The sequence below is a fragment of the Paenibacillus sp. Paensp38 genome (assembly GCF_059491915.1).
In genome coordinates, this window is the sequence record NZ_CP168516.1 from 1,311,171 (window position 1) to 1,324,679 (window position 13,509).

General features: G+C 46.7%; 12 protein-coding genes and 1 other RNA gene. 12 read left to right on the top strand and 1 reads right to left on the bottom strand.

Annotation, left to right across the window (positions count from 1 at the left end; genetic code table 11):
* Window positions 1-37 precede the first annotated feature (37 nt).
* From ACEN8J_RS05915 to rnpB, 12 genes are all read left to right on the top strand, one after another.
* Entirely contained in the window at window positions 38-175 is a 138-nt protein-coding gene (locus tag ACEN8J_RS05915; protein WP_080658633.1) for a YqzL family protein, read from the top strand.
* A 42-nt stretch (window positions 176-217) separates the two neighbouring features.
* The gene (gene recO / locus ACEN8J_RS05920; protein ID WP_013311133.1) at window positions 218-970 is read left to right on the top strand and encodes a DNA repair protein RecO; all 753 of its coding nucleotides are present in this window, start codon (window positions 218-220) and stop codon (window positions 968-970) included.
* 404 nt (window positions 971-1,374) lie between these two features.
* Window positions 1,375-2,262 carry a glycine--tRNA ligase subunit alpha gene (glyQ, locus tag ACEN8J_RS05925; RefSeq protein ID WP_023989480.1) on the top strand — a complete coding sequence of 296 codons (888 nt, stop codon included), beginning with the start codon at window positions 1,375-1,377 and terminating at the stop codon, window positions 2,260-2,262.
* The gene (gene glyS / locus ACEN8J_RS05930) at window positions 2,255-4,330 is read left to right on the top strand and encodes a glycine--tRNA ligase subunit beta (RefSeq protein WP_495594339.1); all 2,076 of its coding nucleotides are present in this window, start codon (window positions 2,255-2,257) and stop codon (window positions 4,328-4,330) included. Before glyQ ends, glyS begins: the two co-directional genes overlap by 8 nt.
* Window positions 4,331-4,445: 115 nt before the next feature.
* Window positions 4,446-4,922: a YaiI/YqxD family protein gene (locus ACEN8J_RS05935; RefSeq protein ID WP_029517787.1), complete on the top strand. Its 477-nt coding sequence runs from the start codon at window positions 4,446-4,448 to the stop codon at window positions 4,920-4,922.
* A complete protein-coding gene (gene dnaG, locus ACEN8J_RS05940; RefSeq protein WP_029517786.1) occupies window positions 4,915-6,789 on the top strand; it encodes a DNA primase in 1,875 nt (624 codons plus the stop codon). Before ACEN8J_RS05935 ends, dnaG begins: the two co-directional genes overlap by 8 nt.
* A gap of 43 nt (window positions 6,790-6,832) precedes the next feature.
* Window positions 6,833-7,966 carry an RNA polymerase sigma factor RpoD gene (gene rpoD, locus ACEN8J_RS05945; RefSeq protein WP_007431230.1) on the top strand — a complete coding sequence of 378 codons (1,134 nt, stop codon included), beginning with the start codon at window positions 6,833-6,835 and terminating at the stop codon, window positions 7,964-7,966.
* A gap of 87 nt (window positions 7,967-8,053) precedes the next feature.
* Complete coding sequence (locus tag ACEN8J_RS05950; RefSeq protein ID WP_495594340.1) at window positions 8,054-8,893, top strand: hypothetical protein; 840 nt, start codon at window positions 8,054-8,056, stop codon at window positions 8,891-8,893.
* Window positions 8,890-9,651: a tRNA (adenine(22)-N(1))-methyltransferase gene (locus tag ACEN8J_RS05955; protein ID WP_029517784.1), complete on the top strand. Its 762-nt coding sequence runs from the start codon at window positions 8,890-8,892 to the stop codon at window positions 9,649-9,651. The genes ACEN8J_RS05950 and ACEN8J_RS05955 overlap by 4 nt, the downstream gene beginning before the upstream one ends.
* Window positions 9,627-10,742 (top strand): Nif3-like dinuclear metal center hexameric protein, encoded by a 1,116-nt coding sequence (locus tag ACEN8J_RS05960; protein WP_165149059.1) that lies wholly within the window; start codon window positions 9,627-9,629, stop codon window positions 10,740-10,742. The genes ACEN8J_RS05955 and ACEN8J_RS05960 overlap by 25 nt, the downstream gene beginning before the upstream one ends.
* Before the next feature lie 61 nt (window positions 10,743-10,803).
* On the top strand, window positions 10,804-11,370 hold the full coding sequence (locus tag ACEN8J_RS05965; RefSeq protein WP_029517782.1) for a flavin reductase family protein: 567 nt from the start codon (window positions 10,804-10,806) through the stop codon (window positions 11,368-11,370).
* Between the two features lie 79 nt (window positions 11,371-11,449).
* Window positions 11,450-11,848: RNase P RNA component class A (rnpB, locus tag ACEN8J_RS05970), an RNA gene on the top strand.
* A gap of 415 nt (window positions 11,849-12,263) precedes the next feature.
* Here the strand turns inward: rnpB and ACEN8J_RS05975 are convergent.
* Window positions 12,264-13,484: an aminotransferase-like domain-containing protein gene (locus ACEN8J_RS05975; RefSeq protein WP_029517781.1), complete on the bottom strand. Its 1,221-nt coding sequence runs from the start codon at window positions 13,482-13,484 to the stop codon at window positions 12,264-12,266.
* Between the last annotated feature and the right edge of the window lie 25 nt (window positions 13,485-13,509).

Sequence of the window (13,509 nt, forward strand, 5' to 3'; positions counted from 1 at the left end):
GATGCAAACGTCATTTCCGAAGAGAGGATGAATACGATTGCGAGATTTTTCGTGGAAGTATTTTGCGATGACTGGAGATGTCGGTGCGTATCTGTTATACCGGGAGAGCGCCATGACAAGGGAGCAAGATACGGATGAAGGAGAGTCGGACGAGCATGAAGAAGCCCGTGAATAGTACAAGCCACTGGCTTCTTCGCGAATGTTTGGGGGAAGAGGCATGCTTTACAGGGTGGAAGGAATCGTCATCCGCAGCATGGATTACGGTGAGGGGAACAAAATTATTACGCTTTGCACCGAAAGCGGAGGTAAAGCAGGCGTGCTGGTCAGAGGTGCAAAAAAGTCCAAAAGCCGTCACGCTGCTTTAACGCAGCCGTTTACGTACGGTGAATTCGTTTTTTTTCGAAATACAGGCTTAGGCACGTTGAATGCCGGTGAAATCATCCAATCCCACCATACATTACGCGAGGATATTACTAAGGCTGCTTACGCTTCTTATGCTTGTGAATTACTCGATCGGGTGTTACAGGATGAGGAAACAGGTGCGTTCTGGTTTAAGCAGCTAAAAGCATGTTTGGAGGCGCTCGAGAGTGGCAAAGATCCGCTGATCGTCATGAGTATTTATGAATTTAAAATATTGCAGGCGGCCGGATATGCTCCTCAGCTTGATGCATGTATTTCAAGTGGTCAACAATGTGCTGATGAGGATATGTTCGTCAGTCCGAGGCTGGGCGGAGTTTTGTGTCGGAGCTACAAGCATTTTGATCCAGCTGCATTAAGCGTGACTCCACGTACACTGAAGTTGCTGCGCTTGTTCGCCAGAATGGATTTGAATCGGCTCGGCAACATTGACGTGAAGGACTCCACTAAGCTGGAGATCAAACATGTCATGCGTCAGTTCATGGATATGCAGTTGGAGGTCAAGCTAAAATCCCGCAATTTTTTGGATCAGCTCGACAAGTACGATATGTGAAACGCCCTATTCTCTTGACTGTATTGCTGAAACCGTGTAATATCCTACTATATATCTCCTTCGGGAGCAGATGCATTGAACGAGAAAGTAGCGGGATGTATTCTCTGTTATTAGCGAGTTGGGGACGGTGTAAGCCCAGCGGGAATTCTTCGTGAACAAGGCACTCGGGAGCGTCTGATTGGACACGGAAAAGAGGATTACGATCTGATTGGTGATATAGGATCGCAATCAAGTAGGGTGGAACCGCGGGAGTCAGCTCTCGTCCCTACGTCTGTACAGGCGTAGAGGCGGGGGCTTTTTGCTGTCTCTAACAAGGCTCTTGAGATAAAATAGCCCTGTACATACGAGCTTAAATGAGAAGAAATCACCAACATTTGAGGGAATTGGAAAGGGAGCGTGTACCAATGAATTTTCAGCAGATGATTTTAACGCTGCAACAATTTTGGGCTGAACACAACTGTATTATTGTACAGCCGTATGACACGGAAAAAGGGGCAGGCACGATGAACCCGATGACGTATTTACGTTCGATCGGACCTGAGCCGTGGAATGTAGCTTATGTTGAGCCTTCTCGTCGTCCGTCAGACGGACGTTATGGTGAGAACCCAAATCGCCTGTATCAGCATCATCAGTTCCAAGTAGTTTTGAAGCCTTCGCCGGATAACATTCAGGAATTGTATTTGGAGAGTTTGAGCCGTTTAGGCATTAACCCTCTGGAGCATGATATTCGTTTCGTTGAAGACAACTGGGAAGCACCGACGTTGGGAGCGTGGGGCTTAGGTTGGGAAGTATGGCTGGACGGTATGGAAATTACCCAGTTTACCTATTTCCAGCAAGTGGGCGGTATTGATGCCAGTCCGGTTGCCGTAGAAATCACGTACGGTATGGAGCGTCTTGCTTCCTACATCCAGGACAAGGAGAATGTGTTCGATTTGGAGTGGGTCAACGGAATCACGTACGGTGATGTCTTCCACCAGCCTGAATTTGAGCATTCCAAGTATACGTTCGAAGTATCTGACGTCAAAATGCTCTTTACTCTTTTCAATATGTACGAAGAAGAGGCAAATAAAGCGATGGCGCAGCATCTTGTATTTCCAGCCTATGATTATGTGCTGAAATGTTCTCATGCGTTCAACTTGCTGGACGCTCGCGGAGCGATCAGTGTGACGGAACGGACTGGGTTTATTATACGAGTGCGTAATTTGGCGCGTCAGGTGGCTGCGACCTATCTGGAGGAGCGCGAGAAGCTGGGCTTCCCGCTGTTGAAGAAAGGAGGTGCGGCAAATGTCTAAGGATTTATTGTTTGAGATCGGATTGGAAGAAGTCCCTGCACGTTTTATCCCGAATGCGATTCAGCAGTTGAAGCAGCGTATGACGGCGTGGCTTGACAGCTCGCGTATTGCTTATGGTGCTGTAGAGGCTTATGCTACACCTCGCCGTTTGGCGGTACTTGTGAAGGAAGTAGCGGAGAAGCAAGAAGATATTAACGAAGAGGTTAAAGGTCCTTCCCGCAAAATCGCACTAGACGAAGCTGGTAACTGGAGCAAGGCTGCACTGGGCTTTGCTCGCAGCCAAGGTGTTGATCCTGAACAGTTCACGTTCAAGGAGCTTGGAGGCGTGGAATATATTTACGCAACTAAGAGCAGCATAGGTGTTCCAACGGCGGATGTACTGTCCGAAGGTTTATTGCACATTTTACATGCCATGACATTCCCAAAATTTATGCGCTGGGCGAGTTATGACTTTAAATTTGTTCGTCCGATCCGCTGGTTGATTGCCTTGTTTGGTAACGATATTGTTAATTTGGAGATTGCCGGCGTGCAGTCAGGAAATGTGACAAGAGGGCATCGTTTCCTGGGACAGGATGCCGTAGTAGAAAGTCCAGCCGACTATGTTGAAGTGCTTCGCAAGCAGCATGTCATTGTGGACATTGAGGAACGTCAATCGCTTATCGTGAAGCAGATTGAAGCGCTGGCTGCCGAAAAAGATTGGACGATTGCGGTAAAAGATGATTTGCTGGAAGAAGTGCTGTATTTGGTGGAAACCCCAACAGTACTGTTCGGAGGTTTTGATCCTGCGTTCCTGAACATTCCGAAGGATGTACTCATTACTTCCATGCGTGAACATCAACGCTATTTCCCAGTGCTGGATCGCACAGGAGAGCTACTGCCATATTTTGTTACGGTACGTAACGGAGGAAGTCAATCGCTGGAAGTCATTGCTAAAGGGAATGAAAAAGTATTGCGTGCGCGGCTGTCTGATGCCAAATTCTTTTATGAAGAAGATCAGAAGCTGGAAATTAAGGATGCACTCTCCAAACTGGAAAGTATCGTCTTCCACGAAGAGCTGGGAACGGTTGGAGACAAAGTGCGCCGGATCCGCCGTATTGCTGATGCTCTGGCAGAGAAGCTTCGCGTTTCTCCAGATACACAGGAATCGGTTAGTCGAGCAGCGGATATTTGTAAATTTGACCTGGTAACACAAATGGTATATGAGTTCCCGGAACTGCAAGGTGTGATGGGTGAGGATTATGCTCGTAAGGCTGGAGAGAAGGAAGAAGTGGCAAGAGCGGTGTTTGAGCATTACCAGCCGCGTTATGCAGGAGAAACGGTTCCTTCAACGAATGCTGGAGCGATTGTAAGTATCGCAGACAAGATAGATACTATTACAGGCTGCTTCTCCATCGGTATTATTCCAACAGGTTCACAGGACCCTTACGCGCTTCGTCGCCAGGCAGCAGGTATTGTGCAGATTTTGTTGGATCGTAAGCTTTCAGCTACGTTGTCTGATGTGTTCAATATCGCACTCGATGTGCACGGCAACCTTGGAAATATGAAACGTTCCGCGGATGAAATACGTAAAGAATTACATGAGTTTTTTGGATTACGCGTGAAGAAACTATTGTCTGAGACACTTCGTTATGACGTTGTGGATGCTGTGCTTGCAGCTGGATATGACGATGTTGCTTCTGTTGTTAACCGCGGAGCTGCGTTAATGACTGCCATACAAACAGGTGAGGTATTCAAAGCAACAGTTGAATCCTTTAATCGTGTAGGTAATCTGGCTGCTAAAGCAGTGCATAAGTCAGTTAATACGGGTGAGTTTACGGAACAAGGCGAAAAAACGCTTTACGAAGCATGGTATAGCGCTTATGAATCTTACAGCGTAGCTTTAAAGGAAGGTGATGCGACACGGGCGTTAGCGCTAGCTTCATCCATTACCCCTGCGGTAACGGCGTTCTTTGATTCCGTTATGGTTATGGCTGAGGATGACGCTGTTCGTAATAATCGTTTGGCATTGCTGGCTGTTATTGACTCAGAACTGAAGCGTTTTGCCGATTTTTCCAAGCTTGTAGTTTAAACGTCAGTTGTGGTAGTATGAACAACTTGAAAAAATGGGTATAAATATACGGAACGGTGTAAGAGTAATCTTGCAGCCGTTCCGTATTTTACTCGAATGCGGATGGGGGATGCTTATGGGGGGAACCGGAACTTTACTGGGTGTGAGGATCGTTGTTGACGGGGACGCTTGTCCTGTTAAAAGTGAAATTGCGGAGATAGCTTCCCGTTTTCATATTGAGGTTATTATGGTATCTTCATATGATCATCTCATTCAGGGCAGCAAAGGTGTAAGCGTCGTTAAAGTAGACCGAAGCGACCAAAGTGCCGATCTCTATATTGCCAATCATATCCGCCGCGGAGATATTGTAACCACCAATGATTATGGTCTTGCTGCACTTGCCTTGGCAAAAGGTTGTGAAGTGATGTCTTTTCGCGGAGCTATGTATCGAAACGATTCGATAGATTTCATGCTTGACCGACGTCATACTTCTGCCAAAGAACGGAAAAAAGGACGTTATGGAAAAGGTCCTAAACCGTTTTCATTAGAGGATCGTGAAGTTTTTCAACATAAACTGACAAAACTTTTACTTCGCTTGCAGGAGAATGAGTAACGGTATCGAATTATATTTACGTGCTAAAGAGATGAAGGTGGTTAATATGAGTGCCGGACAAGGTAACATACCGGACGATATCATTGAGTCAGTTTTACAACATCATGATATTGTAGATACGGTAAGCAAGTACGTGCATTTGACCAAGCAGGGGAAATATATGAAAGGCCTCTGTCCTTTTCATTCCGAAAAAACCCCTTCATTCACCGTGACACCGGATCGTCAGATTTTTTACTGCTACGGCTGCGGCGCGGGAGGCAATGCCATCAAGTTTATGATGGAAATCGAAGGACTATCCTTTCCCGAAGCTGTCAGGACAATGGCAGAAGAAAGTCATATCCCGCTCGGCGAATGGCAGGGACGTGATTCATCGCATCAGCATCCTGAGTTGGACAGGCTGTTGCAAGCGTATGAGTTAACTTCTAAGATGTACCATTTTTTGCTTAAAAATACGGAGCACGGCAAACCAGCTATGGAATACTTGCGCTCACGAGGATTCAGTGACAAGATCATTGATCAATTTCAAATTGGCTATGCACCCAACCGATGGGATACGATCGTTCAGTTTCTGGATAAGCGTTCTTTTGATCCCGTGGAGATGGAAAAGGGAGGGCTTATTTCTCCCCGGCATGAGGGTGATGGATATGTGGATCGATTCAGAGATCGTATCATGTTTCCCATTTGGAATCGCAACGGAAAAGTTATTGCCTTTGCAGGCCGTATACTTGGTGAGGGACAGCCGAAGTATTTGAATTCACCGGAGACCAAGCTATTCAATAAGAGCCGAACGCTGTACAATCTCCATCATGCTAAAACCTCAATTCGCAAGCTTCGCCAAAGTGTTCTTTTTGAAGGCTACGGTGATGTCATCTCGGCATGGGAAGCTGGCGTACAAAATGGGGTGGCCGCCATGGGCACTGCTCTAACAGAGCACCATGCTACGATGTTAAAAGGACTGTGCGACGAGGTCATTATTTGTTATGATGGTGACCGGGCAGGACAAGCTGCTGCGCTTAAAAATTTTCCGCTGTTGGAAAATGCGGGGCTTCACGTGAAAGTAGCGCTGGTCAGTGACGGTATGGACCCGGATGATTTTATCCGGCAATACGGCGGCGAACGATTCCAGCGCCAAATTATCGAAAGTGCTGTTTCAACGGTGAAATTTAAGCTTATATATCTGAAAAAAAACCATATACTGCAAGAGGAAGAAGGAAGAATCGCGTATTCCCGCGAAGCATTAAATGTCATTGCACCTCTGTCATCCCCGACCGAGCGGGAAGTGTATCTGCGCGAAGTGTCAGCCGAAGTCAAGGTGGATTTTGAAACCTTGAAGCAAGAATGCAATTTACTGCGTCAATCCCTGCAAAAAAAACAGAACTTTGGGGATAATAACGAAAATGGGTGGAATAATGGTAGGCATAAAAAAGGGCAGGTCTCCACACCTAATCTGTTGCCGGCTTACCATGTGGCTGAACGCAGACTGCTTCACTGGATGATGCAGGATTTAGAAGCTGCAGAGTATGTAGAAAAGCATCTGGGCGACGCCTTTAATATTGAGGATCATGCAGCAATTGCTGCTTATCTATATGCCTATTACGCGCAAGGGAAGTTACCGGATACAAGCCGTTTTATTTCATCTTTGCAAGACGACCGACTGGAGAAGAACGTAAGTTCGATCATGATGATGGATGCTCCAGGCGTATGGGCACCGCACATTTTGGATGATTATATTCATCAAGTGCGAAAATTTCCATTGCAGGAGCAACTGGATTTGAAGAGGGAAGAAATGAGAGCCGCTGAGCGCTTAGGTGACTTTTTGCGCGCAGCACAAATTGCAAGTGAGATTATAGCCCTAGAGAGACAATGAACACACAGAGGTCGGATGTTTCTAGGGAGGAGGGAGTCGAAAGATGGCGAATGATCAGCATACTGAACTGGAGACGGAACTAACACTAGATCAGGTTAAAGATCAACTGATTGAGTTGGGTAAAAAAAGTTCTTCTCTGAACTACAAAGATATCATGGAAAAACTATCGCCGTTTGATCAGGACCCCGAGCAAATGGATGAGTTTTATGAGCAGCTGGGTGACTTGGGGATTGAGGTTGTGAATGACAACGACGAAGAAGTTACCAGATTGCGTCAAAATGACGACCCGGAAAACAATGATGGGGATGATTTTAATTTCGATGACGATCTGAGCCTGCCTCCCGGTATTAAAATTAATGACCCAGTCCGGATGTACTTGAAAGAAATCGGTCGTGTACCGTTGCTTTCTGCTGATGATGAGGTGGAGCTTGCCAAACGGATCAATAACGGCGATGAAGAAGCTAAGCGCCGGTTGGCAGAAGCGAACTTGCGTCTGGTTGTAAGTATTGCCAAACGTTATGTTGGTCGCGGAATGCTTTTCCTGGATCTGATTCAGGAAGGTAATATGGGTTTGATTAAGGCAGTAGAAAAATTTGATTACGAAAAAGGCTTTAAATTCAGTACCTATGCAACCTGGTGGATTCGTCAGGCCATTACGCGCGCGATAGCCGATCAGGCGAGAACGATTCGTATTCCGGTGCATATGGTGGAAACGATCAACAAGCTGATTCGCGTATCGCGTCAACTGTTGCAAGAGCTGGGGCGCGAACCTACGCCCGAGGAAGTGGCTGCCGAAATGGAGCTGAGCGTGGAAAAAGTACGGGAAATTATGAAAATTGCCCAAGAACCGGTTTCATTGGAAACACCAATTGGTGAAGAGGATGACTCACATCTGGGGGATTTCATTGAGGATCAAGAAGCGTTGGCGCCTGCAGATGCGGCTGCCTATGAACTTCTGAAGGAACAGCTCGAGGATGTACTGGATACGTTAACCGAACGGGAAGAGAATGTTTTGCGTCTCCGCTTTGGTTTGGACGACGGAAGAACCAGAACCCTTGAAGAGGTGGGTAAAGTGTTCGGTGTTACACGTGAACGTATTCGTCAGATTGAGGCCAAAGCGCTACGTAAGTTGCGCCATCCAAGCCGCAGTAAGCGACTGAAGGATTTCCTCGAATAGAAGCGTTACATTGCGGACCTTCTGCGGCTTGAAGCGCGCAGGAGGTCTTTTTTTATCTCATGGCAGTCTTGGTGGAGGGGAAGAAGCTTGGACCAGGAGAAAAAGCGGGCAATACTGTTACATGAAATTGAGCATTGGCGGCGAAGTCGGCTGCTCCCTGAGCAATATTGCGATTTTTTGTCTAACCTGTATCGGGAGGAAGAAGATCCGTCGCAGAGCCAGAACCGTAACAACACCGGGCTGCTTACATATCTTAGACACGGGCATGGGATCGCCTGGCTTCTTGGTTTTGTCATTATTTCCTGCATTTGTTTGATCGGTTTTTATTTTACCGCTTTTCCGTTGGCAATGCAAATATTCTCGGCGAGTGCAGTTACTACGATTTGCTATGGAGTGGCCGCATTTTGGCGGTCTTCTGAAAAGAGTATGAGCGCGATGTTGAGCACTTTTGGCAGTGCGATTATGTTGGGTTCGGGTGTATGGATCATTCAGCTCCATCAAGGTGAAGCTAAGGTTTGGTTTCTTTTGCTCGTAGGCCTATGCGGTGTGGTATGGTGTCTTGTGGGATTAACTTTGCGGATCAGCTTGCTTCATTACTGTGGCATTGCTGGGCTACTTTTAGTGTACGCGATCCTTATAGGCCGCTACTGGCCTACAGCAACTTTAGTGATGCTTGAGGCATTTTGGATTTTGCACGCAGTATTGTTGATCTGGTTAAGCTGGTGGGTACATCGCCGCTTTCCGCGTCTCGCTTTGGTTTATTTCGCTATAGGCATGACACTAGCATTCATGGCTGAAGCAGACACGTTTATCCTGCGCCATCAAGCGGCGGGAGATGTGGTGTTTTACAGCATACTGAAGTTGGCATTTGTTGTTGGAATTTTATTTTGGACTCGAAAAAAATGGATTACGTGGGTGACGTTATGAAACTTTCTCAACGATTACAATATATTATGGAACAAATACCTGCCGGGAGCAGACTTGCGGATATTGGCTCGGATCATGGACTACTCCCCGTGGCCGCAGTGCGTAGTGGCAGAGTACCGCAAGCTGTGGCGGGTGAAGTCAATGATGGACCGTTGCGTGCGGCTCAAAAGCAGGTGGCCGAAGCAGGTCTCACGGATCGCATTGCGGTTAGAAAGGGAGATGGCTTGGCTGTAATTAAGGTCGATGAAGTTGATGTTATTACGATAGCCGGGATGGGTGGTGCCTTGATCGCTACCATTTTAGAGCAAGGGAAAGACAAGCTTGTTTCAGTGAAACAACTTGTTCTACAGCCTAACGTAGGAGAGGATATCTTACGCCGTTGGCTCATCGAACATCAATGGGTACTAACAAGTGAACATATTATGGAAGAAGACGGGAAAATATATGAGATTCTGACGGCAGTACCTGATTCGGTAAGCCCACTGAAACAGGATGCGCTGTATCAACCATGGAAAATTCCCGATAGTTCGCTGGTACTGACACCGGATTTGTTGATGCAACTCGGACCACTATTGGTCAAAGCACCGAATGAAATCTTTTTTTATAAATGGAAATTGGAGATTCGCAAGCTTGAGGATGTGCTGGCACAAGTGGCACGATCAGATCAGGAATCCGCACAGCATAAGCGGGAGCAATTGCGCAAGCAAATTGAACAGCTAGAGGAGGTACTTGCATGTTTGCCAAAGGACAGACAGTAATTAGCTATATGGAGCAGCTGGCTCCGAAATACTTGGCAGTTCCGGACGATAGAATCGGGCTTCAGCTGGGTAGTCTGCAAAAGGAAATCAAAAGCATATTAGTAGCCCTAGATGTTAATGATGAGGTTGTCGAAGAGGCACTCCGCATAAAAGCTGACCTCATTATTGCGCATCATGCGATTATATTCCGCCCACTTAAAGCTTTGAACACAGATCAGCCTGCGGGTAGATTGTATGAAAAACTGATCAAGAATGATATTGCTGTCTACATCAGTCATACGAATCTGGATACAGCTGAGGACGGCATGAATGACTGGATGGCAGAAGCACTGGGTATTCAAAGTGAAGGTACGCTTGAGGATGTTCACACCGAGCAATTATTCAAGCTTGTTGTTTTCGTACCCAAAACACATCATCAACGGGTACTGGATGCCATACTGGGGGCGGGAGCTGGACATATCGGCAACTACAGCCATTGCAGCTTTAACATTGACGGCTATGGAACTTTTGTGCCGGGTGAAGGCACACAGCCGTTTTTGGGTGAGCAGGGTAAAATGGAACGTAGTGAAGAGGTTCGTATTGAGACCATTGTACCGCAGGGTGTACGCAATAAAGTTGTTCAAGCGATGCTGAAGGCTCATCCTTATGAAGAGGTGGCTTATGACCTGTATCACATGGATTTGCAGGGCCGTTCCTTTGGTTTGGGACGGGTGGGCAAGCTTAAGGAAACTCGCACGCTACGGGAGTTTGTCGATGTTGTGAAAAATGGCCTCAACGTGGAGCATGTACGTGTGGTGGGCGACTTGGACCGTATGATCAAAAAGGCAGCCGTGCTTGGGGGCTCAGGCAGCCGCTATGTGAATAAGTCGCTTTTCAAAGGTGCTGATGTATTGGTCACAGGGGATATTGACTATCACACGGCTCACGATGCCCTGATGGCGGGGATTGCTATTATTGACCCTGGACATAATGCTGAAAAGATTATGAAGCCTAAAACCGCAGAATGGATGCGCAAACGCTTGGTAGAAGGTCGTTATTCAACGGAAGTACATGTATCTCAGGTAGAAACCGAACCTTTTCAATTTTTGTAAAATCTCAACATCTATGAGAAAATGAAGATGCTCTATTATTTTTTTCGTAGGGAGAGGTTCTATGCGGACGCTGATAGCTGATTCTGCAATTCATGCCTATCCAGGCATGGTCGCTGTTGTTACTTCCCGCTATGAGGGGGAAAATAATGTAATGGCCTCAGGCTGGCATACCTATATCGGATCATCACCGGGCATGTATGGCATTTCACTGAGGAAGGAAACATATTCTCACGGACTGATCGAGAAAAGCGGAGGCTTTGGTATTCAGTTTCTGCCTGCGCACAGATCGGAATGGATTCAGGCTGTAGGTACCTTTAGTGGTAAAGATGTAGATAAGTTTCAGCAGTTTGGCATTGCATATGAGGATGGAATTTCAGTCAATGTGCCTATATTGCTGGAGGCTTATCTTGCTTATGAGTGTAAAGTCGTGGATATTCATACCTATGGAGATCATGATTGGATCGTCGGTGAAATACAGCAGACCTACCGAGATGATGAACTGTTCCTAGATGAGGACGTTCCTGATTTTAGTAAGCTTTCTATCCCGCTATACGTGGGAAGGTCTGCTTATTATGTGGCGGATGATTCATTGCAGAGAAAGGTACATCCGTTTTATTTGGGCAAGTAAACAGAGATCTATACGTTTTACAATATTTTCAGGGTTGTATCATGCGCGCGTTCCCTGTATACTATGTAATGTTGTTCGGAAAGTTTGACAGACAATCGCTGGTGGCGTAAGCCGCGAGAGGAAAGTCCGGGCTCCATAGGGCAGGATGCTGGATAACGTCCAGTCAGCGCGAGTTGAAGGATAGTGCCACAGAAATGGACCGCCGATGGCCGCTTGCGGCACAGGCAAGGATGGAACCGAGGTGTAAGAGACCCCGAGGAACGCTGGTGACTTCGTTCCTGGTAAACCCCATCTGGAGCAAGACCTAATGGGACACAGCTTCTTCGCGAAGCAGCCTTAGCCCGAGGCGTGTCTAGGTTGGTCGCTGGAGCTGGATAGCAATGTTCGGCCTAGATAGATGATTGTCGCTTGTAGTGGGAGGGTAGTTCCCGTCTGTACCACGAATAGCACAGAACCCGGCTTACGGAAAACTTTCCCCACTGCAACACCTTAAAAAGTATGAATTTAACTTTTGTAAATGACCTGTTTGCATGAAAGCCTTTAATCCAAATGTATTTATTGAATTAAAAAGGGTGTGTCATATTCCTGTGGGAATGATGGCACACCCTTTTTAACATACCGTACTTACGCAGATATAGTGCATTCTTAGAATGAAGCCCCCAGCATAATTACTGTGGGCTTTCATCCTAATTTTTACTTCTCTACCGTAAAACCGTTCGAGAATGAGGCACGTAGTCAGCGTAGCAAACGCATTTGAATCTACGGAGGCGAGGCGTACATCTTTGTCCCAGATTCCAACATGCTATTCAAATTCCAAACGAATCAGAGGGAACAGCGATCGTAAAATCAAATGATTCGTGAAGCGGCCTCACGTACGTGTCCTGCCAACTCCATCATCGCACGCTGTTTACAACACTTTCCTCTGTGTACATCTTCAGTGCCCGATCCAATCGGTCAACTGCTTTTGGAAGCAAGGAAGGATCCGTATGCGTGAAGTTGATTCGCATATGGTTGCTGCCACTTAGGTCAGCATAGAAGACTTGTCCAGGCACAAATGCCACTCCTTCCTGAATTGCGAGTTGCAGCAACCGATCAGAACGGAATCCCTCGGGTAAAGTAACCCACATAAACATACCGCCAAGTGCATCATTCCAGGTGATTCCTTCCCATTGGCGTTCTTTCATCAGCGACGTGAGACGTAGCATACGAGTATGGTACTCAGCAGACACAGTACGAATATGTCCGTCCAAGTCAAAAAAGTCCAATAACTCATTCAAAGCACGTTGATCAATACTGCTGGAGTGCAGATCGGCAGATTGTTTGGCATTGGCGACTTTAACGACAATCGCTTGATTAGCTACCAGCCAACCAGATCGAACACCAGGAGCGACGGTTTTGGAGAATGTAGAAGTGTACATCACATGACCGTCTCCACCTAGCTGTTGATCGATTGAGAAAAGGGATGGAAAGTTAAGGTTTTCGTCAAATTTAAGACGTCCGTAAGGATCATCTTCAAAAATCAAAGTGCCGTATTTACGGCATATTTCAACAACGCCTGTTCTTCGTTCCATACTCCAAACACTTCCTGCCGGGTTGGAGAAGGTTGGGATGACATACACGAATTTAGGCTGATGTTTTTTGATCTTGGCTTCAAGATCTTCTAATCGCATACCGTTAGAGTCTGTATCTACACTTACAATGTTGGCACCATAGGAATTAAATACCTGAAGAGCTGCCAAATAAGTAGGGGACTCCACCAATACAGTATCCTGCGGATCGAGCAATACACGCGAAACCAGATCAATGGTCTGCTGTGAGCCCGTCGTCATGATGATGTTATCTCTGGTGACGGAGATGCCTTGGGATGACATGATTGCTGCAAGACGTTCCCGTAGAGGAATGTAGCCCTCGGTTAGGCCGTATTGAAGAGCGGTAGTACCGCCGAGGCGAAATACCTGCTCATAGGCTTTAGCAACAGCTTCGATGGGGAAAAAGGCATCGGCAGGAAGGCCGCCTGCCAGAGATAACACATCTGTTCCCTGTGTCAGCTTTAAAATGTCCCTTACCATGGACGAGCCCTGAGTACGAGCCATACCCGAAAATTTGTGTTCCAATCCAATCATCTCCTGTGTTCTATAC

Coding starts and splice junctions, on each gene's coding strand:
- recO (WP_013311133.1), top strand. CDS start 218: ATGCTTTACAGGGTGGAAGGAATCGTCATCCGCAGCATGGATTACGGT.
- glyQ (WP_023989480.1), top strand. CDS start 1,375: ATGAATTTTCAGCAGATGATTTTAACGCTGCAACAATTTTGGGCTGAA.
- glyS (WP_495594339.1), top strand. CDS start 2,255: ATGTCTAAGGATTTATTGTTTGAGATCGGATTGGAAGAAGTCCCTGCA.
- ACEN8J_RS05935 (WP_029517787.1), top strand. CDS start 4,446: ATGGGGGGAACCGGAACTTTACTGGGTGTGAGGATCGTTGTTGACGGG.
- dnaG (WP_029517786.1), top strand. CDS start 4,915: ATGAGTAACGGTATCGAATTATATTTACGTGCTAAAGAGATGAAGGTG.
- rpoD (WP_007431230.1), top strand. CDS start 6,833: ATGGCGAATGATCAGCATACTGAACTGGAGACGGAACTAACACTAGAT.
- ACEN8J_RS05955 (WP_029517784.1), top strand. CDS start 8,890: ATGAAACTTTCTCAACGATTACAATATATTATGGAACAAATACCTGCC.
- ACEN8J_RS05960 (WP_165149059.1), top strand. CDS start 9,627: ATGTTTGCCAAAGGACAGACAGTAATTAGCTATATGGAGCAGCTGGCT.
- ACEN8J_RS05965 (WP_029517782.1), top strand. CDS start 10,804: ATGCGGACGCTGATAGCTGATTCTGCAATTCATGCCTATCCAGGCATG.